This is a genomic window from Halorientalis sp. IM1011, assembly GCF_001989615.1.
Taxonomy (GTDB): Archaea; Halobacteriota; Halobacteria; order Halobacteriales; family Haloarculaceae; genus Halorientalis.
Genome location: NZ_CP019067.1, coordinates 2,961,731 through 2,986,431 on the forward strand (window position 1 = coordinate 2,961,731; position 24,701 = coordinate 2,986,431).

Sequence of the window (24,701 nt, forward strand, 5' to 3'; positions counted from 1 at the left end):
TCACTCACCCCCCGCGCCGATCGGACCCTCGAAGTCGCCGGTGGCGACGAGATGGCCCTCGCTCGACAGCGTGATCGGGAGCTGTGGCAGGGACCGCGGCGGCGGCCCGCCGGTGACGGCCGCGCCGGAGAGCGGATCGAACCGCCCGGAGTGACAGGGACAGACCAGCGTCTGCCCGTCGCGGTCGGCCACCATACAGCCCGCGTGGGTGCACACCTTCGAGTAGGCGGCATAGCCCGAGACGGTAAACGCGGAGTTGGTGTCGCCGCCGTAGGCGTCCTCCGGGAACCGCACGAGCAGGGTCGGCGAGTCGGCCAGCCCTGGCCGCGGTTCCGGGAACACCGTGAGCTGTTCGCCCTCGGAGAGCCGGTCTTCGGTGATCCGCTCGCCGGCGTCGTCGATCAGCGCGACGCCGTCGGAGTAGATGGGGCCGGTGTACTCCCGCTCGAACACCTGACTCAGGCCGATCAGCGGCGCGGTGAGGCTGCCGATGGCCGTCAGCCCGCCGATGGTCGCCAGCGCCTTGGCGTAGTCCCGGCGCTCCATCTCCGCGCGAGCGTCCCCGTAGAAGTCCTGATAGATGCTCGGCCGGGTCTCGCCCGCGACCTCGGCCGAACAGGGACAGTCGCCGCCGTCGCCTCCGCCCGTGTCCCCGTTCTCGTCGGACGTTGGATACGACCGTCCGAGGTCCGGCGAGGGTGTGTCGTCGGACATCAGTGTCCCCTCCGTTCGGCCACTTCGATGTGGGGCATGAACCAGGCGTAGTACGAGACGGTCAACCCGGTGAGGGACATGAACATCCCGAACGCGTAGACGCCGAAGTACTGGGTGCGGGCCAGCGTGAGGTACTCGCCGGTGAACAGCGCGGCGAACACGATCGAGAGGGCGGTCAGTCCGCCCATCGCGATCAGGCCCTCGATGGCGTCGCTGGCGGGGTGGTACTCGACGAGCCAGCGGTCCTCAGTCTCGATCCAGGGAAGGGACAGGCCACCTCCATCGGCGGCCGTCTCGGTCACCGTGGCGTCTTCGCCCTCGTCGGGTCGGGCCGCGCGGTTCATGAACCGGTGGAAGAAGGCCAACACTCCCACCAGCGCGAACAGCGCGACCCAGACGATCACGCCCACCTGACTCGGCGAGAGCTTGGTGGGAGTGTCGACGAACCCGCCGAGCGGTCGGATCTCGCTGACGCTCTGGTCGATCTGGATCTCTTCCGACGGCGGCTCGCCCTGTATCGCCACGAACCACATCGGAAGCAACACGGCAAGCAGTACGAACAGAATGACGATCGTTTTGCCTTGCATGCGTGAGTTCGGTAGTTTCGGTTCGCGACCCGCGGTTACGTGTCCAGCATCCGGCACGTCCGGCCGCCACAGCGTCCCATCGTCCACTCGAGTCGGTGTCGACGCACGAATACGTGTGCCTCGCCGGCGACCGGTGTTAGAGGGGGACCCACTGAATAGGGGGGCTTCAAGACGGGGCAACGGTTTAGTTCCGGGGCTGTCTACGGAATTGCCATGGCCGAGGGCATCCTCGCTACCGTCGCGGTCAGAGAACCGAACTGCTGTCCGGTCGCGCCGATGAGCTCGGACGGTCGCGTTCGGTCGGTCTCACAGGGTCACCCCGTCGACGGGAAAGTCACGGTCGAAGTGACGACCGACGAGTCCGTCTCCGGGGCGGACGTTCCTGGTGAGGAGATATTCAGCTACGAATCCGAGGCCATCCACCGCCTCGAACGGCAGGCCGATCAGGACTGCGCCTGCGAGCGCGTCGAGGCGCACGGGTGTCCGGTGCGGAACGTGACTGCAGCCGGTGGGGCGGTCAAACTATCCTTCATCGCGGAAGACCTCGGCGTGCTCCGGTCGGTGGTCGCGGACCTGCGCGAGACCGAGGAGGCCGTCACCGTCCGATCGCTGCGCCGTTCGGACGAGAACGGCCCTCACTCCGAACCGGTCTTCGTCGACAAATCCTCGTTCACGGCGCGCCAGCGGGAAGTGTTGCGGACGGCCCACAGACTGGGGTACTTCGAGCGCCCGAAAGGTGCGAACGCCGAGCAAGTCGCGACCGAACTCGGCGTCGCACCCTCGACGTTCGCGGAACACCTCGCGGCCGCCCAGACGAAACTGATGGCTGCGCTGTTCGATCCGACCGCCGACGGAAACTAACCACCCCGTCGGACGAACCCGAACCAGTTCGGGACTGTACCCAGGGCGTGGCCGACCGTACCGTCTCGCATGAACGTTCCCTCGCCGTTCTCCGCGGACGACCCCACGTTCGACGACTACGACGCGTTCGTCCCCGAGAGCGTCCCCGAACCCGGAGCGTACCTGACCGAACACGACGTGCTCGCGGGCCGAGAGCACGTCGCCTTTCACCGCCTGACCCGCGAACTGTTCGACGAGCGCGGCGTCTACGACATGACCTTCGGCTACAACCTCGCGCGCCTGAACCTCGACGTGCGCCACCCCGACGCCGGCTACCGCTACGCGCGCGAGCGCGGCACCGTCGACGGCCCCGACGCCGGCGACCGTGACGTGTTGATCGCCGAGTTCACGCCGACGACCGAGTTCTGCCCCCAGAGCACGACGCTGGCGAAAGGATCCTTCCGGGCCTGGAACGGCCTCGCCGACCGCCACGAGTACGACCTCGTCCGGGTCCGGGTCGACGGCATGCACCACAAGAGCGGCGTGATCAACGAGGAACTGCGCGACCACGAGGCCCGATATCTGGACTCCGGTGACCTCCCGGACGAACGTGGCGGCGCTGGCGGCGGACAGACCGGCGTCCCGAACGAGGAGGGCTACGCCGAGGAGACGGGGACCCCCTTCTAGCGCCGCGCTCGCGCCCGGAAGATTCCCAGAAGGAGCCACGCGTACCCGACTGCACCCAGTGCAGCGAGCGCGAGGCCGACGTTGGCCACGGCCACCTGTTCGGCGAGTCGTCCCGCGAAGTCGACGACGAGTCCCCCACCGAGCGCCGCCATCGCGGCCAGCGCCAGGTGGTCGCCGTCGACGGGGAACTCGCCGACTGCCGGCGGGTAGAACTGGGTGGCGACGCCGACGATGGTCAGCCCGAGGAAGCCGACCAGCGCGAACCGGTAGTGGGTCACCACGAGCGCGTAGTCGAGGCCGCCGACGGCGAAGGAGATGCCGAGCGCGACCACCGCCACGCCGAACAGCGCGCCGGCGGCGACGCCGTACCGACCGACGCGCTCGCGATCGCTCTCCACAATCAGGGACAGCACCGCGAGCGCGAAGGCGACGACCGCGACGGCTTCCAGGGCCGCCCCCAGCTGGAAGAGCGGTCCCGCGGGCAGTGAGAGGGCGATGATCGCCGGCCCGAGCGCGCCGAACGGGAGTGCCACCGCGACCAGCGGTTTCGGCGGGGTGGCGACGAAGAACCTGGGGAGCAGCCGGAATCCGACGCCGAAGACGAGCAGGGCGGCGGTCCCGGCCGCGAACAGGTGCGTGCGCCGTGGTGCGTACGCGAACGGGGCCGCAATAGGGAGGTAGGCGGCGACGAGCACCGCACTGGCGACGGCCAGGTAGAGGAAGGCGACGGGCAACGCGGCGTTGGCCGACCGGTCGACCGGCCGCCGGTCCGCGTCGTGGTCGCCGGTCCCAGTCTCAGCACCACTCAGATTGTCCCGGACCGTCCAGGCGAGCGTTCCGAGGAAGACCGCGACGCCACCGGTCCACAGCAGTGCTCCGGCCCCGCCGACGATCCCGGGGACCCACGGGAGTCCCACTGCAGCCAGCCCGACCGTGCCGAGGACTGCGAGCGGAAGGTGGATCGTCGGGGCCCGTGACACGGCGAGTTCCCGGTCGAAGTAGGAGGGGACGAGCGCGTACGCCTTGCCGAACAGTGTATGAAAGACGAAGCCGAACAGCGCCAGTGTAATCTCGGTACGGCGCGGGAGGCCGGCGAGCGCGGCGAGACTCCAGAGGACGAGCCAGACGGTCCCGGCCGCGACGAACCGGCGGGTCCACGTCGAGACGGTCGCACTCGCCGTTGCCATGGACGGCCAGTCACACGCCGGCGTGAAAAGCCCCGGTCCCGAACCGATTCGGGACAACCGGCAGGGCGCGGCCGACGGTAGGACCGGGTATGCCAGCCACGGACGTCGACAGCGAGCGGGTCTACGACGACGATCAGTTCAGCGCGCAGGGCGTGTTCAAGACCGAGCGCTCCAAGGCCGTTTGCGCGTACTTCGAGCCCGGGCAGTTCATCCCGGTCCACGCACCCGACAGCGACGTGACCGTCGTGGTCCAGTCCGGAACGGGAATCGTCAGGGACGGCGATACCGACCACGCCGTCGTACCCGGTTCGGTGGTGAGCGTCCCCGCCGGTCGCGACCGGGGCATCAAAGCGGACGACGACGAGCGCCTCGAAGCCGTCATGGTGGTCGCGCCGCCGCCCTCGGACGCCGAACACGAACCCGTCCGCCGGGGCATCCGCGAGGGCGAGTTCGAGCCCTGAACCGAACACGTTCGGGGCAATCCGGAGGCGTCCCGAGGGGGAACTGTCGGTGTATGCCAGAAATCGACGTGCGCGAGGTTCCGCCGAAGGAGCGCCACCCCAAGATCATGGACGCGTTCGCGGACATGGACGCGGGTGAGACCCTCCGGCTGATCAACGACCACGATCCCAAGCCGCTGTACTACGAGATGGACGCGGAGGTCGAGGACTTCGACGCCGACAACTACGAGGTGCGCCGCGAGGCAAAAGAAAAATTCGTCGCGGAGTTTCCCAAACGGTGATGGCCGAAACCATCGCACTCGACGAGTTGACCGCGTCGCCCCACGCCAAACTGTTCGACGAGCCGCTGACGATCCGACTCGAACTGGCAGCGGGCGAGCGCGTCGACCCGCACACTCACCCCGAGCGAACGGTCGTCCTGCACCTGCTCTCGGGGGAAGTGGAACTCGATCTGGACGACGAGACTCACGAGCTGGAATCGGACGACGTGATCCGGTTCGACGGCCGCCGCGAGGTATCACCGAAAGCCGTCACGGACAGCGAGGCGCTGCTCGTCCTCTCGAAACGCGTCGAGGACTAGTCGCCGAACAACTCGAGCGCGACCCGCACCGCGTCGTCGCCGTCGGGGTGGCGATCCGACGAGGCCGTCGCGGTCCGCAGGGCTTCTTTCGGCGTCGCGATCAGCCGCTCGGTGAGCCGGGTGGCCACACGCCGGACTGCAGCGCGGGTCTCGGGGTCGGTGTCGTCGTGCGAATCGAGTTCCGACAGCGCGCGCTCGACTTGTCGATCCCGAACTGCGGCCGCACGGTCGTCGATCCGCTCGATGGTCCGGGCCACGTCGGGCGCTCGGTCCTCGGCGGCGGATGCCTCTTCGGGGGGCTCGGTGCTCGCCGTCACGGTCGCCAGATCACGGTCACGACGGCCGCGTCCAGTTCGACGGTGCCGTACTCGTACCCGCGGTCGTCGAGTTTCGGGTAGAGGTGCTGGGGCGCGCGGTCGTTGAGCTGTATCAGGACCGTCTCGTCGTCCAGTTCCGCGAGCCGCTCCAAGGTGTTTTTCAGCGGCTTCGGCGGCCCGAGGTCGCGTGCGTCGAGCCGGTCACGCGGGGCCTCGGGCGGTGCACCCGTCTCGTCGACGGCCAGTCGGGCGGTCTCGGTCGGTTCGGTTCCCATACTTCCCTGTTTCTCGTCACCGCCCCCAACCCTTATCCCGAACGCGTTCGGACGAAATGCCGAACATGTTCGCAAACACCTACTGGTCCGCGCGTGGACAACTCTGACCCATGCCTCGAGCGAAACTGAGCGTCAAACTGCCGCAGGCGGCCTGGATCGGGGATCTCTCGACGGACTACCCGGACGTGGAGTTCAGGGTGCTGGCGGCCCTGCCGACCGGGGAGACGGGTGTCGGTCTCGTGGAACTGAGCGGGCCGAACCTGCCGGAGGTGATCAAACGGATCCAGGAGCGTGAGACCATCGTGTCGCTGGATCTGCTGGGGGAGTCCGACGACCGGACGCTGATCCAGTTCGAGACGACCGAGCCCCTCCTGTTGTTCTCGGTCAAGGAGTCGGGGATCCCGCTGGAACCGCCGGTCGAGATTCTCGACGGACACGCCACCGTCGAGGTGACCGCGTCCCAGGATCGGCTGTCGACCTTCGGGTCACAGCTCGAACAGTTCGGGATGAGCTTCGACGTGGAGTACGTCCGGCGGACGGTCGACTCGACGGACCAGTTGCTGACCGACCGCCAGCGCGACCTGATCGTCGCGGCGGTCCAGCAGGGGTACTACGACACGCCCCGCGAGTCGTCGCTGACGGAGCTGGCCGATCACCTCGGAATGGCGAAATCGACGGTCAGCGAGACGCTCCACCGCGCCGAGGAGACCGTCGTCAAGGAGTTCGTCGCGGAACTCGACGACGGACTGATCGCCGAGGCCCAGTGACGCCTCTTCCTACAGCGTGAGAACACCAGCCCCCGGTTTTGGTGTCGGGCCGAGAACGTTCGAGTATGAGCACGACCGAACCCGATCCCGTTCAGGCCGGTGTCAGGGTGACCCTCGCGATAACCCAGCCCCGTGAGTGTCCGCTCGCGGTCGCGTCGACCGACGCAGGGGCCCGGGTCGAGTCAGTCGCCCGGACCAGTTGCGGGTCACAGAACAGCACGAGTACCGAGTTTACCGTCCAGACGGATTCGACAGCCGACGGTATCGACGCCGATCCGGTGTTCCGGACCGAGGAAGGGGTTCGCTATCGCTGTCAGTGCGAGGCCGAGTCCTGCATCACCGATCTGGTCGAGAGCTACGGCTGTCCGGTCAGCGACGTCCACGCCGTCGACGGGACGCTGTATCTGGTGTTCTACGCACCGGATGCGGACCGCGTCCGGGATATCGTCGCGGCGGCCCGCGAGCGGTTCGACGACGTGGCCGTCCGCAACCTCAGCCAGTCCGGCGAACTGGTCGGCAACGGCTTCGTCACCGTCGACACCGCCCGGCTGACCGCGCGCCAGCGCGAGGTGCTCTCGACCGCCTTCGAGATGGGCTACTTCGACTACCCGAAAGGAGCGAACGCCGAGGAGGTAGCGGCCGAACTGGAGATTTCGCCGTCGACGCTCGCCGAACACCTCGCCGCGGCCCAGCAGAAGGTCCTCGGCCCGGTCGCCCGCGAGTCCGTCTAGGGCAGGTCGGTCCGGCTAATCGCCCGTCGCTCCGTCCCCAGTCCTGCCGTCGGCCGTCCACCCCTCGGGAACGTGCGGGCAGAGCGGGTCGCTCGCCAGCGGATCGCCGGTCGTCGCGTACGCCCGCGACCGGCTCCCCCCACAGACGTGCCGGAACTCACAGGCCCCGCACTTCCCGGTGAGGGCGTCCCGGTCCCGCAGATCGGTGAACAGGTCGGAGTCCCGGTACAGGTCCACGAGGTCGTCCTCGGGGACGGTGCCGGCGGCCTCGGGGAGGAACCCGGAGGGGAACACGTCGCCGGTGTGGCTCACGAACGCGAAGCCGTCGCCAGCGACGATACCGCCCCTGCGTCGCAGCCCGGCGTCGGCGGCGTCTTCACCCGCCTCGGCCCGTCGCTGGAGCTTCACGCGCCGGTAGTGGGGTGCTTCGGTCGTCTTGACGCCGAACGGCTCCTCGTCGGCGGTTTCGGCGAGCCACTCCATCACCCGATCGGCCCGTTCGGGCGCGATGGGGTCGAGCAACCTCCCACGGCCGACCGGGACGAGGAAGAAGACGCTCCAGAGGACGGCCCCGAGTTCGCGGACCCGCTCGCGGATCGCCGGCAACTGATCGACCGTCTCGGCACAGACCGTCGTGTTGATCTGGAGGGGGAGCCCGGCCTCGCGGGCGTCCGCCGCGGCTTGCATCGTCGCCTCGAAACTCCCGGTCTCCCCGCGGAAGGCGTCGTGGCGCTCGGCGTCGCCACCGTCGAGGCTGAGGGCCATCCGCCGGAGGCCGGCTTCTGACAGGTCCTCCAGCACGTCGGCCGTCAACTCGTCGGTCCCGCTCGGGGTCAGCGACATGCTCAACCCGACCTCGTCCCCGTAGCGGACGAGGTCGGTGAGATCGGGGCGTTTGCACGGATCGCCGCCGGAGAGGACGACGAGCTGGTTCTCGCCGAACTCGCGGGCCGAATCGAGCAGGGCCTTTCCCTCCTCGGTCGTGAGTTCGTCGGGGTGGCGCGCAGACTGTGCGTCGGCCCGGCAGTGTTCACAGGCGAGTTCGCAGGCCTGCGTGACCTCCCAGATCAACACCATGGGCCGCCGACTCGTATCGAGGTCTCGGTTCATGAGTCAGAGTGAATATCGAGTGTTTGTAACGACGGGCGCGGATTCCCACGGGCCGGGAACGATCACTGGTCCACGTGGACGCGGGTGACGTGGCCGCCACAGCCGCACTGCTCGACGTACTCGTAGTCGACGGCGTCGCCGTAGGCCGCGTCGAGTTCCTCGTACAGGTACGTCTCCGGGTGGCCGTGATCGCCGTGGGTCACGAGGTTGACGTGGTTGCCCGGCTCGGTGTGGTCGACGGCATCGCGGGCCTGCGCCAGAACCAGTTCCCTGTCCTCGGCGTGGTGAGGTTTCTCCAGGTTCGCCGACCAGGAGTTGTCGTGGGTCCGCTCCGTCACCGGCTCGACCGTGTCGTGTGAGGCAGTCATCTCGTCTCGACGTTGTCCCTCCTTCGTCGAACACTCTTGGCCGAACATGTTCGAGCCGCTGCGGCGACGACAGGACTCGCCGAATATGTTCGGCCCATAGTTTTGGGGGACGAGCGCCTAATTGGTGCCATGACAGGCACAGCCGTCGAGTCGGGAACCGGGAGCGACGGGCGAGAGACGACGGTGACGGTGAAGTGTACGGGCCACGTCCGAACGGAAGTGGGCGAGCCCCGACTGGAGTTTCCCTTCGAGGGAACGACGTTACGGGAGTTCCTCGACGCCTTCTTCGCCGAGTACGACGTGGCCGACATGCTCATCGCCGAGACGGAGGCGGAGGCAACGACCCGTGGCTGGGCACCCGTCGAGGAGGAACTGCCCGGGACGTGGAACGCGAATCCTGAGGGCGAACAGACGCGTGCGTACGCGCGTGTCCTCGTCAACGGCCGGTTCAACGAGTCACTGGACGGCCTCGACACCGCGCTGGCGGACGGTGATCGGGTCGCGCTCGTCTATCCGTTCATGTTCTGCCTATAAGGTATCCGAACCGGTTCGCCTTTTTCCAGGTTCGTTCTTACCGCCTGAGAAGGCTTCTCACGCCGCAGGAACGCACTTCTCGCTTTATCCCTTTCCTCCCACAATTCGTATCTGTAAGGTGACTCCCAATGTTCGACTCCACGCGGCGAAAGTGGCTCCAGGCCCTCGGGATCAGCGGCGCAGCGGCGACCATCGCCGGCTGTACCGGGAACGAGGCCCCTGCGGTGACCGAGACGGCGAATAACTCCACGACTACCCAGTCCGACGGGCCGGCAGAGACCGACGTGGATCGGGTGGCTGCGGACCCGACCGATCTCCCGGACCCCGTCGACTGGTCGTCCCCGAAGACCCACGAGGTGACGCTGACCGTCGAGGAGGTGACCGCCGAGATCGAACCCGGGGTCACGTTCGACTACATGACCTTCGACGGGCAGGTCCCGGGGCCGATGGTCAGGGTTCGACAGGGCGACACGGTGGAGTTCACGATGGAGAACGCCCCGGAAAGCGGGATGGTCCACAACGTCGACTTCCACGCGGTCTACGGGACTGGCGGCGGTGCGGTGGCGACGACGGCCAACCCGGGCAGCGAGAACTCCATGCGGTTCCGCGCGGAGTACCCCGGCGCGTTCATCTACCACTGTGCCGTCCCGAACCTGGACTACCACATCAGCGCCGGGATGTTCGGGATGATCCTGGTCGAACCCGAACAGGGACTCCCCGAGGTCGACCGTGAACTGTACCTCGGTCAGCACGAACTGTACACGGACAAGGACACGGGCGAGGAGGGCCACCACAAGTTCGACTTCGAGGCGATGGCCGACGAGAGCCCGACCTACGTCCTCCTGAACGGGGAGAAACACGCCTGGGCGGCGGGTCGGTACGGCCCCGTCGAGGTCCAGCAGGACGAACGCGTCCGGGTGTTCATGGTCGACGGCGGCCCGAACGTCTCCAGCAACTTCCACCCCATCGGGAACGTCTGGAGCGAGGCCTACCGCGACGGCGGCATCCCCGAAGACGGCGACCTCAGCGCGTACGCCGACAAGAACATCCAGACGATGAAGGTGCCGCCGGGAAGCTGTATGATCGGCGAGATGGACACGCCGGTCCCCTCCCGGATCAAACTCGTCGACCACGCCCTCTCCCGGGTCGCCCGGAAGGGCCTGCTCGCCGAGGTGGACGTGGTCGGCAACGAGGACGAAGGGATCTACGACCCCGACGCGATGGGCACGAGCCACGAGGACCCGCTCTACGAGTGATCGGCCACCCCGTGCAGGGGGCACCCGGTGATTCCGTTTTCGACGCTCGATATCGGTCGGTGTACTGGACGCCAGGTTAAACCGTGCCGAAACTCTGTGGTGTGGTATGACACAGCACGGGTCCGATACGATCGGTCGTGTGTTCGGTCTCCAGCGGACGGCGATCCGCGAGAGCCGGATGGCTGTGTGGGACGGCCTCCTCTTCCAGCGGCGAGTCGACGATGCCGTTCTCGCCGGGTTCCGGGCGGAGGCGGCAACGCGCGAGGCGGCGGTGGAACTGTGCGTCGACACCGTTCGGGACGTTGCCGACAGACTCGACGGCGCACTCGGTGATACTGGCTCGACAGACGAATCGGGCCGGATTCGAGGGCTCGTCGAGTCTCCGCTCGGAGCCCTCGTTTCGGCCAGCGAGACGGCCGACGAGACGGTAATCGGCGTCGCTGCAGAGGGGCTCGACCGGTACGAGCGCGGACTCCGGGCGGTGTTGCTCGCCCTGAACCGACGGATCAGCACGCTCTTAGACAAACATGAGGCCCTCGAAGCACGGCTCCGGGAGTACGTCGAGTCACTCGACGACGACGAGCGAGCCGAGCAGGTGACCGAGTTCCGCCGGCAACTGTCAGACCTCCGGGGCGACCTGCAGACCATGCGAACCCAGATCGGCGCGTACGATACGGAGACGGCTGACTGACGCCGATCGGAGGTGGGGCTGTCGCATCACTGGCTTGAAGCGGCTGGCCGTAGATGTTTCTCACATGGCAAACGACGACAACCCCGTCAGTCAGGTCTTCGAACTGCAGCGACAGGCGCTCGAACGGAGCCAGCAGGCGATGGAGCAGGGCATCGAGTTCCAGCAGCGACTCAACGAGGCGATGGTGAGCGGGATGGAAGGTAGCGCCGAGGCGTCCGAACGCGGCACCGAGATGACCCGGGAGGCGATCCACAGCTCGCTGGACGCCATCGAGGGGATGGTTCCCGAGGGCGAGGCGAACTTCGAGGAGATCCACGAAGCGGTCGACCAGCAGTTCGACGCCGCGGAAGAGGCGACCCAGCAGGCGAACGAACAGGCAGTCGAGTTCACCGAGACCGGTTTCGAGAACGCCGAGGAGGCCGCCGAGTCCTACGTCGAGTCGGTCGACCAGCAGGTCGAACAGCTCCGGGAGGCCCACGAGGACCTCGAATCACAGACGCTCGAGTTCCTCGAACGAACCGAGGAACAACTGGAGCAACTCCAGGTTGAAACGGACGGCACGCCGTTCGAGGGCTTCGAACAGCTCCGAACCCAGATGGAGGAACTGCGCGAGCGGCTCTCGCAGTGAGGCGGGCGAACGGCGGTCCGCTGGTTTCAGAGCGGGGCGTCGCATCCGCCGACCGTCGGCGGAGGTACGCTTAAGAGTGCGGCGTCCGACCGCCAACGTACAGCAATGGCAGACGATACGCCAGTCAGCGAGATCATGAGCTCGCCGGTCAAGACGGTCGGGACGGACGCCACCGTCGAGGAGATCGCGCGCGTGTTCGCGGAGGAGGGCGTCGGCTCACTCGTCGTCGGCGAGAACCCGATCGACGGCATCATCACCGAGTACGACGTCGTCAAGTCCATCGGTCAGGGGAAGGACCCGGCGGACACCACGGTCGGCCAGTTGATGTCCGAACCGGTGGTGACCATCCGGCCCGACGACACCGTCGAGAACGCCGGTGATCGCATGGGTAACAACGGCGTCAAGAAGTTGCCCGTCACCGAGGACGGCGAGCCCGTCGGCATCGTCACGACGACCGACCTGGCGCATTTCCTGCCCCACCACCGGCTGGAGATGGCCGGGCAGACCGAAGAAGACGTTTCCGACGGCGAGTTCGAGTAACCACCGCGCGTCGCCGACCGTCCGCCTATTTTAACTGACCCTAGCAGTGCCCCCGAAACTATACACCCGACCGCTCGGCCCCTCATCCATCCACAGGGTGGTGGGACCCGAATGCGAGAGTACGAGTACTATCGACGGACGTTCGCCGACCGCGAGTTACCGCTGGCGTTCGTAGATCGCGACGCCCTCGACGGGAACGTCGAGGCCGTGCGGTCCCGCGCCGAGTCGCTCCCGGTCCGGCTCGCATCGAAATCGCTCCGATGTCGCGCCGTCATGGAGTACGTCCTCGACCACGACGGGTTCCGCGGCGTCATGTGCTATCACGGCGACGAGGCCGCACACCTCGCCGAACACGGGTTCGAGGATCTGCTCGTGGCCTATCCGATCTCTCAGCCGTCGGAGCTCCGAACCGTCTGTGAGGGTATCGAAGACGGGACGACGATCACGCTCATGGTGGACAGTGAGGCCCACGTCGAACGCGTGGGTGCGGTCGCGTCCGACGCCGGCGTCGAGGTCCCGCTCTGTCTCGACGTGGATATGTCGAGCGAGCATCTCGGGGTGTTCTTCGGCACACGCCGCTCGGACGTTCGGACCCCCGACGACGCGCTCACGGTAGCCGACGCGATCGAGCGGACCGACGGCGTCCGCCTCGACGGCGTGATGGGATACGAGGGCCAGATCGCCGGCCTGCCGGACCGGAACCCAGCGAACAACGCGGCGGTGAACGCGGCCGTACGACTGCTGAAAGGGCGGTCCAGGGGTGCGATCGCCGACCGCCGCGGGGCCGTCGTCGACGCGCTGGAAGACCGCGGGCACGACCTCCGGTTCGTCAACGGCGGCGGGACCGGCAGTCTCGAGTATACGACTTCGGACCCGGCGGTCACCGAGGTGACCGTCGGCTCGGGCTTCTACGCGCCGACGCTGTTCGACCACTACGACGCGTTCCAGCACACGCCGGCGGCGGCCTACGCCGTCGAGGTCGTCCGGCAGCCCGCCGACGGGATCTACACCTGCCGCGGTGGCGGCTACGTCGCGTCCGGGCCCGCAGGCCCGGACAAGACGCCGACGGTCGCGCGGCCCTCGGACGCCGAGTTGACCGACACCGAGGGCGCTGGCGAGGTCCAGACGCCGATCACGTACGACGGTGACCTCTCGCTGGGCGATCCGGTCGTCTTGCGCCACGCCAAGGCCGGCGAACTGTGCCGTAACTTCGACTCGCTCGCGCTCGTCGCCGACGGCGAGGTCGTCGAGACGGCTCCCACGTACCGAGGTGATGGCCGATGTTTCGTGTGAAACTCACGGCGGTACCGACGACCGAACGCGACGGGCCTGGGACGGAGGGCGACGATGCGCGGTAAGTGGCGCAACTGGGGTAGGACGGCCTCGTGTCACCCCCGGCAGTGGGCGACGCCCGCGTCCGAAGACGAACTGCGAGATCTGATCGCGGACGTCGAGTCCGGGACGATCCGCGTGGCCGGGTCGGGCCACTCCTTTTCCCCGGTCGTGCCCAGCGCGGACGTACTGATCTCCCTGGAGAACTACACTGGCATCGTCGACGTGGACGACGCGGCCCGGCAGGTGACCGTTCGTGCGGGGACGCCGCTGTCCCGACTCACGAGCGAACTCGCCTCGCACGGGCTGGCGATGGAGAACCTCGGCGACATCGACAGACAGACCGTCGCGGGTGCGATCAGCACCGGAACCCACGGCACCGGCAGCGATCTGGGCATCCTGTCGACGCAGGTCGCCCGCCTCCGACTCGTCACCGCCGACGGCGAGGTCGTCGAGTGTTCGCCCGACGAACGCCCGGACCTGTTCCGGGCCGCCCAGGTCTCGCTCGGCGGACTCGGCGTCCTCTCGACCGTCACGCTCGACGTGGTGCCCGCCTACGATCTCGAACTCCGGACGCGACCGATGTCGCTCGACGAGTGTCTGGACGACCTCGCGCGACTCCGGTCGGAGAACCGCCACTTCGAGGTCTTCTGGTTCCCCCATACGGAGACGGCCTTCGTCAAGACGATGAACCGGACCGACGCCGAGCGGACCGGCGAGGGCGGCGACTTCGACAGCACAGTAGAGAACCTCGCGTGGGAGGGGTTGTGTCGACTTTCCACCGCCATCCCGTCGACCGCCCCGTACGCGACTCGGTTGGCCGCGTGGTCGTTCTCGTCCGACCGGGCTGTCGGTCCGAGTCACGAGCTGTTCGCCCACGACCGGACGGTCCGGTTCGCCGAGAGCGAGTGGAGCGTCCCCGCCGACGAGGTCGCGCCGGCGATACGGGAACTCAGAAGCTGGATCGAGCGCCACGACGAACCGGTCACGTTCCCTGTCGAGGTCCGATACGTCGCGGGCGACGACATCCCGCTCAGCCCCGCCTATGGCCGTGACTCGGGGTTCGTCGCGGTCCACAAGTACCACCGCAAACCCCACGAGCGGTACTTCGACGCCGCCGCCTCGATCTTCCGAGAGCGCGACGGCCGGCCCCACTGGGGGAAACTCCACTCGCTCGACGGCACGGACGTCCCCCGACTCTACCCCGAGTGGGAGACCTTCGAGCGGTGTCGCGAGGAGTGTGACCCCGACCGACTGTTCCAGAACGACCACCTCGACCGCTTGTTCGCCGACCGGGACTGACTGCTCCGGTCACCGAGCCGCCACACTCGACCGATACGATCGCGGGACCGATGCGGAAACACACCCACCAGATCAGCCCCGAGAGATAGCGGTTACCGATCGCCGTCCCAGTCCGTCCGACACGACCCGTTACAGAAATGTGCCGACTGGACCTGTGCGTCTTCGATCCAGGTGACGACGCGGTGGTCCGGTTCGTCGACGACGACATCTCCACACGTCTCACAGGCGGGCGCGTCGTCCTCCGATACGTCTTCGCCGATATCCGATGTCGGATCGACCATTGGGTGTACCTGTGGAACCGACGTACTTAATCCCACATATCGGCACCGAACGACGCAGGTTCACGGCCGTCCGTCTGTGGCCGGGAATCAGATCGTTCGTTCGTACTCGGGATCGAACATCTGTGCGGAGAGGGGCGCAGGGTCGCCCTCGGTGAGGTTGTACTCGCCGAAGTCGGTGACGCCGGCCTCGGAGAGCAGTTCCTCGTCGTAGACCGCCTCGCCGGTGAACTCCGTGGGGTCTCGCGAGAGGATCTCCATGACCGTGTCGGCGACGATCTGGGGGGTCCGCCAGTCGTCTTCGGTGCCCATGCCGAAGTAGCGGGTCGCCCGCGTATCGATGGCAGTCACCGGCCAGAAGGAGTTACAGCCGATGTCGTACCCACCGAGTTCCTGAGCCAGTGAGAGCGTGACGAAGGACATCCCCATCTTCGACCACGAGTAGGCGGCCTTGCCCGGCGAGCGGTCGATCTCGACCGGCGGGGCGTTCGTCAGGATCCAGGCGTCCTCCTCGACCTCCTTGAGGTGGTCGATGAACGCCCGGGAGATCAGGTAGGTCCCGCGGACGTTGACCTCGTTCATGAGGTCGTAGCGATTGGCCGGCATCTGCTCGACGTTAGCCATCTGGATCGCGCTGGCGTTGTTGATGACGATGTTGATCTCACCCATCTCGTCGATAGCCTCCTCCACAGCGGCCTCGACGGCGTCCTCGTCGCGAACGTTCAGCTGAATCGCGTGGGTGTCGACGCCCTTCTCGGCGCACTCCTCGGCCGTCTTGTGGATCGTCCCTTCCAGATCGCTGTCGGAGTCGTCGACGGTCTTGCCCGTCGAGACGATGTTACAGCCTGCCTCGGCGAGTTCGAGGGCGAGCGTCTTGCCGATGCCGCGGGTAGTTCCAGTGATGAACGCGGTCTGACCGCTCAGGTCGGGTGTCTCGATCATCCGTGAGTGGTCCACTCTGGCATACCTCAAATAACTCCTGCAACGGCAGTCCCTACGGGAAGCGGTGGATCGAGCCGAACGCCGTGAAATTAAGTCCCGGCCCGTCGAACCGTCGGGTATGTCCGCTGCCGTCGCCGCCAACGCCAAACGTCTCGTCGTCTGGCTCGTGAGCTTCGCGGTCGCCGCCGTCGCCGTCGCCCTCGCGACCGGGACCGTTCCCTGAACTACCGATCTCGCGTCACGCTCTCGCCCGGCTCGCTCGTCGCCCCGGGTGAGAGGGTCACGCCCGGATTTAGGCTCGTGTTGATACCGGTCTTGGCTTCGTCGCCGGCGACGACGCCGAACTTCCGGCGGCCGGTCGAGACGCGGTCGCCCTTGACCGTCAACTCCACAGGTCGATCGTCGTGCCGGAGGTTGGCCACCTGCGTGCCCGCGCCGAAGTTCACGTCCCGTCCGAGGACGCTGTCGCCGACGTAGGACAGGTGGGGGACGTTCGACCCCTGCATGATCACGCTGTTTTTGACCTCGACGCCGTTGCCGACGTGGACGTTTTCACAGAGCAGCGTCGACCCACGGACGTACGCGTTCGGTCCCACGTCCGCGCCGCTGCGAATCAGCGCCGGTCCCTCGATCACGACCCCCGGTTCGACCGTCGCGCCCTCCTCGACGACGACCGGCCCCCGGAGGTCGGCGTCCCCGCTCACCTCGCCCCTGACCGCGGGTTCGAGGTCTCCCAGTTTCCACTCGTTGGCCTCCAGTAGTTCCCACGGGCGGCCGACGCCGAGCCAGCGGTCCACGTCGACCGTCCGTACGTCGAACTCCGAGATAACCCGCTCCAGCACGTCGGTGATCTCGTGTTCGCCGCGCTCGCTCATCGGCACGTCCAGCCAGTCCCGTGCCTCCGACGGGAAGACGTACGCGCCGACGTTGATCCGGTTCGACGGCGGCTCCTCGGGTTTCTCGACGATACCCTCGACCGTACCGTCCTGTACGTCGAACACGCCGTAGGGGGTGGGGTCCTCGACGGCGTAGGTGCCGACCGCTGGACCGCCGGAGAACAGATCGGCGAGCGCGCCCGGATCGTAGAGGTCGTCGCCGTTCAGCACCGCGAACTCGCCCTCGATGTGGTCCTCGGCGGCTTTCACGGCGTGGGCCGTCCCGAGCTGTTCGTCCTGCACGGCGTAGGAGACCGGGACGCCCCGGTAGCGCTCGCCGAAGTGCTCGCGAACGACCGCCTGTTCGTAGCCGACGACGAAGATCAGTTCGTCGACGCCGGCCGCCACCGCCGCGTCGGCGGTGTGGGCGCAGAGCGGCCGGTCGGCCACTGGCAACATCGGTTTCGGCAGCGACGCCGTCAGCGGACGCATCCGCGTCCCCTCTCCCGCGGCGAGGATCACAGCCTGCATGCCCGGCCCTGCCGCTTACACCCACAAAGCCCTACCGACTGTTGGTCGGCGTAGGGACTCTATTCTGATAGGTCGTCAGTCCTCGTCCTGCGGTGCGGGCTCGTTGAACACCTCGGCGTTCGGCTTCTGGACGCTCATCGTCGGTGCGTCGAGGTCGAGTTCGTTCACGAAGGAGAACTCGCCCTCGCCGTCGGGGGAGTCCCCGGTGGTCCAGGGCTTCCCCGGGTCCTCTTTGCGCTCCGTACTGGTCCCCATGAACGCGTAGTTGAACTCCTGGTTCTCCATCTCGTCGGGGAAGCTGTCGGGGATGGGGTGGACATCGAGCACCTTCTCGGGGTCGCCCAGCGACTTCAAAAGCGAGATCCACTGGTTCTGGTGCATCGTGTCGCGGCCGACCAGATAGGACAGCATGTCTTTCATCCCGGGGTCGTCGGTCGCGTTCCAGAGCCGGGTCGCCAGCAACCGGCCGGTCGACTCGGCCATGATGTTCGCGTACATGTCCGAGGCGAGGTTCCCGCTCGCGACGATCCACGAGCCGTTGAACGGCACGCCGTTCGAGTCGGCGGCCACCGGGTTCATCCCACCGCTCAGGAGCTGTCGCGGTTGCATGTGGGCCAGCGTCTCCATGTCCTCGTTCAGTTCGGCGGGCGCGTTCTGAAGGTTCTTCTTGACCGCCGTCGCGAGCATCTCGATGTGGCCCAGTTCCTCGGCGGCCGTGTCCAGCAGCACCTCGCGATACTCCTCGTGTTCGTCCGGGACCGACCACGCCTGGAACATGTACTGCATGGCGACGCGCATCTCCCCCTCGACGCCGCCGATCGCCTGCTGGAGCATCTTCCCGAACACCGGATCCGGGTCCTCTACCTCGACCTCGTACTGGAGTCTGTCGTCGTGGTAAAACACGGTTCCAGCGGCTAGTCCACGATGACGCGAAAAACCGTTCTTGCGCGTCGGTTCGAGACTGACACGATTCGAATTCCGACCGCTCACTGTCGGAGGGCCCGCTCGGCGTTGGCATGGCTCGTCGGACGAATTGTCGGAGAAGGGGCAGGATTTGGACCAGAGGAAGACATTCCTGCTCGGGCCTTCGGCCCTGCGCGGGCTGTGACTTCCAGGGTTCAAATCCCGTGTCCCACTTCACCCGAACGAACCGCTCGGCGTTGGCACGCCTCGCGGGGAAATTCGGCTGAAGCGGAAGGGGCGGGATTTGAACCACGCGAAGCCCATTGCGGGTTATACCGATAGCCGGATTTCTGGCATGTCCAACCATCGGCGCTCTACCACTGAGCCACCCTTCCAGACGCCAAACATTTAGATTCCGATCGGTATGAACCCTACGGTGCCCCCGAAATCGACCGCCTCGGTCACCACTCGTACGCCCGGGCCCGCCGGCGGACGTCCGCGGCGTCGACACCGACGTGGTTGCCGTCCTCGTACAGCACCGCCCCGTCGACCATCGTGAACGCCACGTCGTCACCGTGAGCCGAGAAGACCAGATGGGAGTAGACGTCGTGGATCGGCACCGACCGCATCCGATCCGTCCGCAGCCCGATCACGTCGGCTCTCCAGCCCTCGCGAAGGCGGCCGACGCGGTCGAACCCGGCAGCCTGCGCGCCGTGTTCGGTCGCCATCTCGAACACGGTCCGGGCGGGAAGTGTCGTGGGATCTAGCGCGTCGACCTTCCCCAGAAGGCTGGCCTGGCGCATCTCCGTGAAAGGGTCGAGCGTGTTGTTGCAGGGCGGGCCGTCGTTGCCCAGCGCGACGGTGATCCCGCGGTCGAGGTAGTCCGCGACCGGCGCGACACCAGAGGCGAGTTTCATGTTCGCAGACGGGCAATGCGTGACGTGAGTCCCCGTTTCGGCCAGAATCTCCCGTTCGCGCTCGTCGGTCCAGACGCAGTGGGCGAGCACCACGTCGTCGCCGGTCAGCCCGACCTCGTGGAGCCACTCGACGTTGCGCATACCGGTCTCGCGCTCGATCCGTTCGATCTCGCCGCGATTCTCGCTGGCGTGGGTGTGAAGCCGGACGCCGTCGTACGCGTCGGCCAACTCCCGCGCCCCGCGCAGGCACTCCTCGGTGCAACTGATCGCGAACCGCGGCGTGACGGCGTACTGGACCCGCCCACCGTGAGTGTCGTGATACCGTTCGATCAGTCGCTCGCTCTCGGCCAGCGCGTCGGCGGCGGACTCGACTAGTCCCGGCGGGGAGTCCCGGTTCATCAGCACCTTCCCCATTCGGGCGCGGATCCCGAGGTCGCCCGCCGCCTCGAATGCCTGCTCGGCGTGGTGGACCGAGAGGTGGTCGATCACGGTCGTCGTCCCGGATTCGATGGCTTCCAGATACCCCACCTCGGCCGCGAGGCGCATGCCTTCCCCATCCAGCGCCGCCTCCATCGGCAGGACGTGTTCGGTGAGCCACTCTAGCAGTTCGGTGTCGTCAGCGATCCCGCGCCCGAGCGACTGGACGGAGTGAACGTGGCCGCCAACCAGTCCCGGCGCGAGGACGTCGTACTCGAGGCGTTCGTGGTCGGGATAGCGCTCCCGGAGGTCGTCGGCCGATCCGACGGCCTCGATCCGGTCGCCGTCGACGACGACCGCACCGTCCTCGATCACCGTCTCGTCGTCGGCCACGACCGTCCCCGCGAGTAACATGCCGCCACCACGTCGACGGCCGACCGGCAAAAAGCTCCCGACAGATCCAACCGTCCACCCGCTCTATCGGTGTCCATGTGTGGCCGCACCTCCCTGTTCGCGCCGGCGGCCGACCTCCGCGAGCGGTTCGACGCGACCGTCCCCGAGGAGTACCGGCCGCGGTACAACGTCGCGCCCACCGAACCCGTCGAGGTCGTCACGAACGAGGCCCCCGACCGGATCGACCGCGTTCGCTGGGGCCTCCTGCCGGAGTGGGCCGACGCCGAGGACGAGGGGTTCGTCAACGCCCGCGCCGAGACCGCCGACGAGAAACCGGCCTTCCGGGACGCCTGGGAATCCCGCCCCTGTCTCGTCCTCTCCTCGGGATTCTACGACTGGAAGCCGGCCGAGCGCGGCCCGAAACAGCCCTACCGGTTCCACCGTGAGGGTGACGTGGCCTTCGCCATGGCCGGCCTCTGGGAGCGCCGCGAGACCGATACCGGAACGCTGGACACCGTGACCGTCCTCACGACCGAACCGAACGACGTGGTCGAGCCGATCCACCACCGGATGCCCGTGATTCTCCCCCGCGACGAGGAGGAGACCTGGCTGACGGCCGATCCGGTCGAGCGCGAGGCCCTCTGCCGGCCCTATCCGGACGAGGACCTCGACGCCTATCCCATCTCCACGGCGGTCAACGACCCCAGCAACGACTCCCCGTCGGTCATCGAACCCGACGAGAGCGAGCAGTCAGGGCTGGACGAGTTCGCGGACTGACCTCACGCGGTCCGCCGTCGGGCCAGCGCGAGCGAAACGACGCTCACGACGGCCAGGAGCACGGCCACCGCACCGAACCCAGCCCCCGACTCGTCGGTCGTGGTCCCGGAGTGGTTGGCCGGCGTCGAATCGGTCGGAGGGGCTGCCGTGTCCGCGGCCGCCGCCGGGAGCACGTTCCCGTCGTTCGGTCCCGGTTCCGTCGTTCCGGTTTCACCCACCTGATCGGTCGCTGTACCCCGGTCGGGCGCGGCGTCGCGATCGATCCAGTTGGTCACGATGCCGGGGGTCTCCACGTCCAGGCCGTCGACACTCGCGGTGAATTCGGTCCCTGGTTCGACGGCCGAGAGATTGAGACTCGCGTCGAACGTCCCGTTCTCTCCGACTCGCGTCTCGTTCCGCCGGAGGAAGGCCCCTGCGGCCCGGGCCTCGACCTCGATCTCCGTTCCCGGAGCCAATGGGGTGGTTCCCGAGAGCCGTGCGTCGGGCTCTGCAGCCACCTGGACGGTCCCATTCTCCCCCGTCTCGAACGTCGCGGTCCGCTCGCGAACCTCGAACCCGGCCCCGACTGTGCTCTCGTCCACGACGAGCTCGCTTTCTTCTTCGATCCAGAAGACGAGAGTGTAGCGCTCGTCGTCCTCGATTCCGCTCGCGTCACCGTCGTACCGGAGCGCGCCCGTGTCCATCACGATGGACAGCGTCGCCGCGTCGGGATCGACGTAGACGTCGAAGGCGTCGTTCTCGAAGCTCCGATCGAGTGCGATATCGGCGTCCACGGTGTCGGGACGGATCTCCAGCGAGGCGTTCTCGCCGGTCACCAGCGAGCGGAATCGGGCGGTCGCCGACTCGCCGGGCTGGGCCGCCAGCATCCCGAACACGCCGGTCGCGGTGACGTTCGCGAGCAGCGTGTCGCCGTTCGCGACTCGTTCGGTCCGGGTCGCCGTGAGGTCGCCCGGTTCGTCACCGAACTCCTCGGCCGGGGCCACGGCGAGTGTCGCGCCGTCGACCGACGCCGGACGGAGCGGGAGGGGAGTGACGGCTCGCTCGGAACCGCCGACGGTCACGTTCACGTCGTAGACGGCTGGCTCCAGCGGGTCGGTGAGCGGGTCGGTGTGGCGCGTGACGTTCGTAATCGTTCCGCTGTCGGCCGACCACGCGCGGTCTTCGGCACCGAGGTGCCCGCCAGCGAGGAATGTGTTGAGCGAGAGCGTCACCTCGCCGTCTCCGTCGTCCGAGAATTCGACGCTCGTCAGGTACGCCTTCTCCTCGGATCCGAGGTAGAGACGTCCCGAGGAACCGTCGGGCACGCTCAGGTCGATGTCGACGATATCGCCGACCGACCCGCCGTGGCTATCATCCTGCGCCGTGGCGCTCGCCGGAACCACGATCCGACGCTCCTCATCGTCGACTGTCTCTTTCTCGTCGGCCGGTTCGACGTCGTCGGCGTGTTGTCCCGTCTGTACGGACGCACCTGCCGCCGGGACGGCGGTGATCGTGACCAGCAGGACGATTCCGAGGACGACCCCCGTCGCTGTGCTCGACGTTGCGGTGGAGAATCCCGACGATCGCATGCGGTCGGACTACCGCCTCCCCGCTCATTGTTACGCGTCGGGTTCCGTTGGCCACGCGACGGTTACCCGCTGGAAGTCACTCACTTACCACGACCGGGATCACAGAATGCGACGAGCGGCTAGCCTGTGAACTGAGTTTGACGAAGCGGTTCGTTTGCAGTAACGGGTTTGCAGACAAGCATCCGCCGCGCCTCCGGCGCGGCGGTTCGCTCGACGCGAGGCGTCGAGGGACCTTCGGTCCCTCGGGCAGCCGGTGCGTAGCACCGGCGACGAAGCCGAGCGTCGAGGACTTTTTCGCCCACGTTTTTCAAGGAGCGGTTGCGCGCCTTCGGCGCGCAACCCGACGCAGAAAAAGGTGGTCTAGTAGGAGCGTTCCTTCGGCTCGTAGGTCTTGTCCTCGCCCTCGAGGATGACGGGCTTGTAGTAGAGGTCGGGGTTGCCGTCGTTCCAGGCGAGCATGGTGTGTTTGATCCAGTCCTCGTCCTTGCGCTCCTGGTGTTCGGCGCGCCAGTGAGCGCCGCGGAACTCCTCGCGGGCGAGGGCACCGAGCGTGATGGCCTCGGCCACGTCGATGATGTTGCGCGTCTCGATGGTGTGGATCAGGTCGGTGTTGAACGTGCGCGAGGGGTCACGGACGTAGACGTCCTGGTAGCGTTCGCGGGCGACGCGGAGGTCCTCCAGCGCCTCCTTGAGGTTGCTCTCCTCGCGGAACACGTTGACGTTCTGGGTCATCGTCTCCTGCACGTCGGCCCGGACCTCGGCGTGGTTGACGCCGTCGTCTTTCTCGAGCAGCGATTCGACGCGCTGCTCCTCGACGTCGACGTGGTGGTCGACGACCTCGTCGGGGTCGACCAGCGCGCCGTCGGCGGCGACGTCCTCGTCACCGGTGTCGATGGCACCGGGCGCGACGGGCGTGTCGACGTCTTCGTCCTCGCTCTTCGCGGACTGGCCGGTCGGAATCTGGGCCTCGCCCAGATCGCGGCCGCCGGCGTGGGCACCGGCACGGCCGCCGAAGACCAGCAGTTCGGGCAGGGCGTTGCCGCCGAGGCGGTTCGCGCCGTGCATGCTGACGCAGGCACACTCGCCGGCAGCGTAGAGGCCGTCGATGCAGGTCTCCCCGTTCTCGTCGACCTCGATACCGCCCATGGCGTAGTGCTGGCCGGGCTTGACCGGCATCGGCTCTTCGAGGCCGTCGACGCCCTCGAAGTCCTCCGCGAGGTGGAGGATGTTCTCCAGTCGGTCGAGGATGCGTTCCTCGCCGAGGTGGCGCATGTCGAGGTGGACGTACTCGTCGTCGATGCCGCGGCCCTCGTTGACTTCGGTGAGTTCCGCGCGGGCGACCACGTCGCGGGAGGCGAGTTCGCCTTCGTTGTTCGCGTAGCCGTACTCGAACATCAGGCGCTCGCCCTCGTCGTTGTAGAGGATGCCACCTTCGCCACGGACACCCTCGGAGATCAGGACGCCAGTCGAGGGGAGCGTGGTCGGGTGGAACTGGATCATCTCCATGTCCTCGACCGGGACGCCGGCGCGGTAGGCCATCGCGGGGCCGTCGCCGGTGTTGGCCACCGCGTTGGTGGTGTGGTCGAAGGCCTGCCCCAGGCCGCCGGTGGCGAGGATCACGCCGCCTGACGCCTGGAAGCCGGCGAGCTCACCGGTCTTGATGTCGTAGGCGACACAGCCGTGACAGACCCGATCCTCGGGGTCGTCGTGGTCGGTGACGGCGAGTCGGGTGACGTACCACTCGTCGTAGACCTCGATGCCTCGCTTGACCACCTGCTCGTACATCGTGTGGAGCATGTGGTGGCCAGTCTCGGCACCGGCGTAGGTGGTCCGCGGGAACGAGAGGCCGCCGAAGGGTCGCTGGGAGACGCGGCCGTCGTCCTCGCGGGAGAAGGGCATCCCCCAGTGTTCGAGGTTGATGACCTCCTCTGGGGCGTTCTTCGCGAACGTCTCGATCGCCGGGGCGTCGCCCAGGAAGTCCGAGCCCTTCATCGTGTCGTAGGCGTGGTCTTCCCAGGAGTCGGCGTCGCGCAGTGCTGCGTTGATACCGCCCTCCGCCGCGCCGGTGTGACTCCGGACGGGGTGGAGCTTCGTCACGATGGCCACGTCGGCGCCTTCCTCGTGGGCCGCGATGGCCGCACGCAACCCGGCTCCGCCGCCGCCGATGACAAGAACGTCGTGTTCGTGCATGGG

Annotated in this window: 29 protein-coding genes and 1 tRNA gene; 15 read left to right on the forward strand and 15 right to left on the reverse strand. The window is 67.3% G+C overall.

What is annotated here, in order from left to right; all coding sequences use genetic code 11:
• Complete coding sequence (locus tag BV210_RS15335; protein ID WP_077207489.1) at positions 1-714, reverse strand: ubiquinol-cytochrome c reductase iron-sulfur subunit; 714 nt, start codon at positions 712-714, stop codon at positions 1-3.
• Positions 714-1,301 carry a hypothetical protein gene (locus BV210_RS15340; protein ID WP_077207490.1) on the reverse strand — a complete coding sequence of 196 codons (588 nt, stop codon included), beginning with the start codon at positions 1,299-1,301 and terminating at the stop codon, positions 714-716. Before BV210_RS15340 ends, BV210_RS15335 begins: the two co-directional genes overlap by 1 nt.
• 213 nt (positions 1,302-1,514) lie before the next feature.
• Here BV210_RS15340 and BV210_RS15345 point away from each other — a divergent pair, with 213 nt between their 5' ends.
• Positions 1,515-2,162: a helix-turn-helix domain-containing protein gene (locus tag BV210_RS15345; RefSeq protein ID WP_077207491.1), complete on the forward strand. Its 648-nt coding sequence runs from the start codon at positions 1,515-1,517 to the stop codon at positions 2,160-2,162.
• Between the two features lie 69 nt (positions 2,163-2,231).
• A complete protein-coding gene (locus tag BV210_RS15350; RefSeq protein ID WP_077207492.1) occupies positions 2,232-2,828 on the forward strand; it encodes a hypothetical protein in 597 nt (198 codons plus the stop codon).
• Here the strand turns inward: BV210_RS15350 and BV210_RS15355 are convergent.
• Positions 2,825-4,015, reverse strand: coding sequence for a hypothetical protein (locus tag BV210_RS15355; RefSeq protein WP_077207493.1), 1,191 nt, complete (start codon positions 4,013-4,015; stop codon positions 2,825-2,827). The two genes, BV210_RS15350 and BV210_RS15355, sit on opposite strands and share 4 nt — an antisense overlap.
• Before the next feature lie 89 nt (positions 4,016-4,104).
• Between BV210_RS15355 and BV210_RS15360 the strand changes: the two genes are divergently transcribed.
• The 3 genes from BV210_RS15360 to BV210_RS15370 are packed head-to-tail and all read left to right on the forward strand — an operon-like array spanning position 4,105 to position 5,056.
• The gene (locus BV210_RS15360; RefSeq protein ID WP_077207494.1) at positions 4,105-4,476 is read left to right on the forward strand and encodes a cupin domain-containing protein; all 372 of its coding nucleotides are present in this window, start codon (positions 4,105-4,107) and stop codon (positions 4,474-4,476) included.
• A 53-nt stretch (positions 4,477-4,529) separates the two neighbouring features.
• Entirely contained in the window at positions 4,530-4,757 is a 228-nt protein-coding gene (locus BV210_RS15365) for a DUF2249 domain-containing protein (protein ID WP_077207495.1), read from the forward strand.
• On the forward strand, positions 4,757-5,056 hold the full coding sequence (locus BV210_RS15370; protein WP_077207496.1) for a cupin domain-containing protein: 300 nt from the start codon (positions 4,757-4,759) through the stop codon (positions 5,054-5,056). Before BV210_RS15365 ends, BV210_RS15370 begins: the two co-directional genes overlap by 1 nt.
• Here BV210_RS15370 and BV210_RS15375 read toward each other — a convergent pair.
• Together BV210_RS15375 and BV210_RS15380 are read right to left on the reverse strand one after the other, a co-directional pair.
• Positions 5,053-5,373: a hypothetical protein gene (locus BV210_RS15375; RefSeq protein WP_077207497.1), complete on the reverse strand. Its 321-nt coding sequence runs from the start codon at positions 5,371-5,373 to the stop codon at positions 5,053-5,055. The genes BV210_RS15370 and BV210_RS15375 overlap by 4 nt on opposite strands.
• Complete coding sequence (locus BV210_RS15380) at positions 5,370-5,648, reverse strand: DUF2249 domain-containing protein (protein WP_077207498.1); 279 nt, start codon at positions 5,646-5,648, stop codon at positions 5,370-5,372. Before BV210_RS15380 ends, BV210_RS15375 begins: the two co-directional genes overlap by 4 nt.
• 110 nt (positions 5,649-5,758) lie before the next feature.
• On the opposite strand from BV210_RS15380, the gene BV210_RS15385 reads away from it, so the two are divergent.
• Both BV210_RS15385 and BV210_RS15390 read left to right on the forward strand, forming a co-directional pair.
• Complete coding sequence (locus BV210_RS15385) at positions 5,759-6,415, forward strand: helix-turn-helix domain-containing protein (RefSeq protein WP_077207499.1); 657 nt, start codon at positions 5,759-5,761, stop codon at positions 6,413-6,415.
• Between the two features lie 65 nt (positions 6,416-6,480).
• Positions 6,481-7,146 carry a helix-turn-helix domain-containing protein gene (locus BV210_RS15390; RefSeq protein ID WP_077207500.1) on the forward strand — a complete coding sequence of 222 codons (666 nt, stop codon included), beginning with the start codon at positions 6,481-6,483 and terminating at the stop codon, positions 7,144-7,146.
• Between the two features lie 15 nt (positions 7,147-7,161).
• Here BV210_RS15390 and BV210_RS15395 read toward each other — a convergent pair whose 3' ends face one another.
• The gene (locus BV210_RS15395) at positions 7,162-8,256 is read right to left on the reverse strand and encodes a radical SAM protein (RefSeq protein ID WP_077207501.1); all 1,095 of its coding nucleotides are present in this window, start codon (positions 8,254-8,256) and stop codon (positions 7,162-7,164) included.
• Between the two features lie 62 nt (positions 8,257-8,318).
• Positions 8,319-8,624, reverse strand: coding sequence for a CGCGG family rSAM-modified RiPP protein (locus BV210_RS15400; protein ID WP_157526061.1), 306 nt, complete (start codon positions 8,622-8,624; stop codon positions 8,319-8,321).
• Positions 8,625-8,753: 129 nt separating this feature from the next.
• On the opposite strand from BV210_RS15400, the gene BV210_RS15405 reads away from it, so the two are divergent.
• The 7 genes from BV210_RS15405 to BV210_RS15435 all read left to right on the forward strand — a co-directional run bounded on the left by BV210_RS15405 (position 8,754) and on the right by BV210_RS15435 (position 14,907).
• Entirely contained in the window at positions 8,754-9,158 is a 405-nt protein-coding gene (locus BV210_RS15405; RefSeq protein ID WP_077207503.1) for a MoaD/ThiS family protein, read from the forward strand.
• Between the two features lie 128 nt (positions 9,159-9,286).
• Positions 9,287-10,414 (forward strand): copper-containing nitrite reductase, encoded by a 1,128-nt coding sequence (gene nirK, locus BV210_RS15410; RefSeq protein WP_077207504.1) that lies wholly within the window; start codon positions 9,287-9,289, stop codon positions 10,412-10,414.
• Positions 10,415-10,520: 106 nt separating this feature from the next.
• Positions 10,521-11,105 carry a hypothetical protein gene (locus tag BV210_RS15415; RefSeq protein ID WP_077207505.1) on the forward strand — a complete coding sequence of 195 codons (585 nt, stop codon included), beginning with the start codon at positions 10,521-10,523 and terminating at the stop codon, positions 11,103-11,105.
• A 64-nt stretch (positions 11,106-11,169) separates the two neighbouring features.
• Positions 11,170-11,733 (forward strand): hypothetical protein, encoded by a 564-nt coding sequence (locus BV210_RS15420; RefSeq protein WP_077207506.1) that lies wholly within the window; start codon positions 11,170-11,172, stop codon positions 11,731-11,733.
• A gap of 105 nt (positions 11,734-11,838) precedes the next feature.
• The gene (locus BV210_RS15425) at positions 11,839-12,273 is read left to right on the forward strand and encodes a cyclic nucleotide-binding/CBS domain-containing protein (RefSeq protein WP_077207507.1); all 435 of its coding nucleotides are present in this window, start codon (positions 11,839-11,841) and stop codon (positions 12,271-12,273) included.
• Positions 12,274-12,384: 111 nt separating this feature from the next.
• Complete coding sequence (locus BV210_RS15430; RefSeq protein ID WP_077207508.1) at positions 12,385-13,566, forward strand: amino acid deaminase/aldolase; 1,182 nt, start codon at positions 12,385-12,387, stop codon at positions 13,564-13,566.
• A gap of 54 nt (positions 13,567-13,620) precedes the next feature.
• Entirely contained in the window at positions 13,621-14,907 is a 1,287-nt protein-coding gene (locus tag BV210_RS15435) for a D-arabinono-1,4-lactone oxidase (RefSeq protein ID WP_077207509.1), read from the forward strand.
• Between the two features lie 92 nt (positions 14,908-14,999).
• On the opposite strand, the gene BV210_RS15440 is transcribed toward BV210_RS15435, so the two are convergent.
• From BV210_RS15440 to BV210_RS15465, 6 genes are all read right to left on the reverse strand, one after another.
• Positions 15,000-15,188, reverse strand: coding sequence for a hypothetical protein (locus BV210_RS15440; RefSeq protein WP_077207510.1), 189 nt, complete (start codon positions 15,186-15,188; stop codon positions 15,000-15,002).
• Between the two features lie 87 nt (positions 15,189-15,275).
• Positions 15,276-16,127 (reverse strand): SDR family oxidoreductase, encoded by an 852-nt coding sequence (locus BV210_RS15445; protein WP_077207511.1) that lies wholly within the window; start codon positions 16,125-16,127, stop codon positions 15,276-15,278.
• 224 nt (positions 16,128-16,351) lie between these two features.
• Positions 16,352-17,533: a bifunctional sugar-1-phosphate nucleotidylyltransferase/acetyltransferase gene (gene glmU, locus BV210_RS15450; protein WP_077207512.1), complete on the reverse strand. Its 1,182-nt coding sequence runs from the start codon at positions 17,531-17,533 to the stop codon at positions 16,352-16,354.
• Positions 17,534-17,608: 75 nt separating this feature from the next.
• Positions 17,609-18,436, reverse strand: a complete 828-nt coding sequence (locus BV210_RS15455; RefSeq protein WP_077207513.1) for a manganese catalase family protein — start codon at positions 18,434-18,436, stop codon at positions 17,609-17,611.
• 289 nt (positions 18,437-18,725) lie between these two features.
• A tRNA-OTHER gene (locus BV210_RS15460) sits at positions 18,726-18,831 on the reverse strand.
• A 66-nt stretch (positions 18,832-18,897) separates the two neighbouring features.
• Positions 18,898-20,184 (reverse strand): 5'-deoxyadenosine deaminase, encoded by a 1,287-nt coding sequence (locus tag BV210_RS15465; RefSeq protein ID WP_077207514.1) that lies wholly within the window; start codon positions 20,182-20,184, stop codon positions 18,898-18,900.
• Between the two features lie 75 nt (positions 20,185-20,259).
• Here BV210_RS15465 and BV210_RS15470 point away from each other — a divergent pair, with 75 nt between their 5' ends.
• The gene (locus BV210_RS15470; RefSeq protein ID WP_077207515.1) at positions 20,260-20,940 is read left to right on the forward strand and encodes an SOS response-associated peptidase; all 681 of its coding nucleotides are present in this window, start codon (positions 20,260-20,262) and stop codon (positions 20,938-20,940) included.
• 2 nt (positions 20,941-20,942) lie between these two features.
• Here BV210_RS15470 and BV210_RS15475 read toward each other — a convergent pair whose 3' ends face one another.
• Both BV210_RS15475 and BV210_RS15480 read right to left on the reverse strand, forming a co-directional pair.
• Positions 20,943-22,508 carry a BGTF surface domain-containing protein gene (locus BV210_RS15475; protein WP_077207516.1) on the reverse strand — a complete coding sequence of 522 codons (1,566 nt, stop codon included), beginning with the start codon at positions 22,506-22,508 and terminating at the stop codon, positions 20,943-20,945.
• A 360-nt stretch (positions 22,509-22,868) separates the two neighbouring features.
• The gene (locus BV210_RS15480) at positions 22,869-24,698 is read right to left on the reverse strand and encodes an FAD-binding protein (protein ID WP_077207517.1); all 1,830 of its coding nucleotides are present in this window, start codon (positions 24,696-24,698) and stop codon (positions 22,869-22,871) included.
• Positions 24,699-24,701: the final 3 nt, after the last annotated feature.

Bases quoted from the DNA above. Each gene is read 5' to 3' on its own strand.
- BV210_RS15335 (WP_077207489.1), bottom strand. From the start codon at position 714: ATGTCCGACGACACACCCTCGCCGGACCTCGGACGGTCGTATCCAACG.
- BV210_RS15340 (WP_077207490.1), bottom strand. From the start codon at position 1,301: ATGCAAGGCAAAACGATCGTCATTCTGTTCGTACTGCTTGCCGTGTTG.
- BV210_RS15345 (WP_077207491.1), top strand. From the start codon at position 1,515: ATGGCCGAGGGCATCCTCGCTACCGTCGCGGTCAGAGAACCGAACTGC.
- BV210_RS15350 (WP_077207492.1), top strand. From the start codon at position 2,232: ATGAACGTTCCCTCGCCGTTCTCCGCGGACGACCCCACGTTCGACGAC.
- BV210_RS15355 (WP_077207493.1), bottom strand. From the start codon at position 4,015: ATGGCAACGGCGAGTGCGACCGTCTCGACGTGGACCCGCCGGTTCGTC.
- BV210_RS15360 (WP_077207494.1), top strand. From the start codon at position 4,105: ATGCCAGCCACGGACGTCGACAGCGAGCGGGTCTACGACGACGATCAG.
- BV210_RS15365 (WP_077207495.1), top strand. From the start codon at position 4,530: ATGCCAGAAATCGACGTGCGCGAGGTTCCGCCGAAGGAGCGCCACCCC.
- BV210_RS15370 (WP_077207496.1), top strand. From the start codon at position 4,757: ATGGCCGAAACCATCGCACTCGACGAGTTGACCGCGTCGCCCCACGCC.
- BV210_RS15380 (WP_077207498.1), bottom strand. From the start codon at position 5,648: ATGGGAACCGAACCGACCGAGACCGCCCGACTGGCCGTCGACGAGACG.
- BV210_RS15385 (WP_077207499.1), top strand. From the start codon at position 5,759: ATGCCTCGAGCGAAACTGAGCGTCAAACTGCCGCAGGCGGCCTGGATC.
- BV210_RS15390 (WP_077207500.1), top strand. From the start codon at position 6,481: ATGAGCACGACCGAACCCGATCCCGTTCAGGCCGGTGTCAGGGTGACC.
- BV210_RS15395 (WP_077207501.1), bottom strand. From the start codon at position 8,256: ATGAACCGAGACCTCGATACGAGTCGGCGGCCCATGGTGTTGATCTGG.
- BV210_RS15400 (WP_157526061.1), bottom strand. From the start codon at position 8,624: ATGACTGCCTCACACGACACGGTCGAGCCGGTGACGGAGCGGACCCAC.
- BV210_RS15405 (WP_077207503.1), top strand. From the start codon at position 8,754: ATGACAGGCACAGCCGTCGAGTCGGGAACCGGGAGCGACGGGCGAGAG.
- nirK (WP_077207504.1), top strand. From the start codon at position 9,287: ATGTTCGACTCCACGCGGCGAAAGTGGCTCCAGGCCCTCGGGATCAGC.
- BV210_RS15415 (WP_077207505.1), top strand. From the start codon at position 10,521: ATGACACAGCACGGGTCCGATACGATCGGTCGTGTGTTCGGTCTCCAG.
- BV210_RS15420 (WP_077207506.1), top strand. From the start codon at position 11,170: ATGGCAAACGACGACAACCCCGTCAGTCAGGTCTTCGAACTGCAGCGA.
- BV210_RS15425 (WP_077207507.1), top strand. From the start codon at position 11,839: ATGGCAGACGATACGCCAGTCAGCGAGATCATGAGCTCGCCGGTCAAG.
- BV210_RS15430 (WP_077207508.1), top strand. From the start codon at position 12,385: ATGCGAGAGTACGAGTACTATCGACGGACGTTCGCCGACCGCGAGTTA.
- BV210_RS15435 (WP_077207509.1), top strand. From the start codon at position 13,621: ATGCGCGGTAAGTGGCGCAACTGGGGTAGGACGGCCTCGTGTCACCCC.
- BV210_RS15440 (WP_077207510.1), bottom strand. From the start codon at position 15,188: ATGGTCGATCCGACATCGGATATCGGCGAAGACGTATCGGAGGACGAC.
- BV210_RS15445 (WP_077207511.1), bottom strand. From the start codon at position 16,127: ATGATCGAGACACCCGACCTGAGCGGTCAGACCGCGTTCATCACTGGA.
- glmU (WP_077207512.1), bottom strand. From the start codon at position 17,533: ATGCAGGCTGTGATCCTCGCCGCGGGAGAGGGGACGCGGATGCGTCCG.
- BV210_RS15465 (WP_077207514.1), bottom strand. From the start codon at position 20,184: ATGTTACTCGCGGGGACGGTCGTGGCCGACGACGAGACGGTGATCGAG.
- BV210_RS15470 (WP_077207515.1), top strand. From the start codon at position 20,260: ATGTGTGGCCGCACCTCCCTGTTCGCGCCGGCGGCCGACCTCCGCGAG.
- BV210_RS15475 (WP_077207516.1), bottom strand. From the start codon at position 22,508: ATGCGATCGTCGGGATTCTCCACCGCAACGTCGAGCACAGCGACGGGG.
- BV210_RS15480 (WP_077207517.1), bottom strand. From the start codon at position 24,698: ATGCACGAACACGACGTTCTTGTCATCGGCGGCGGCGGAGCCGGGTTG.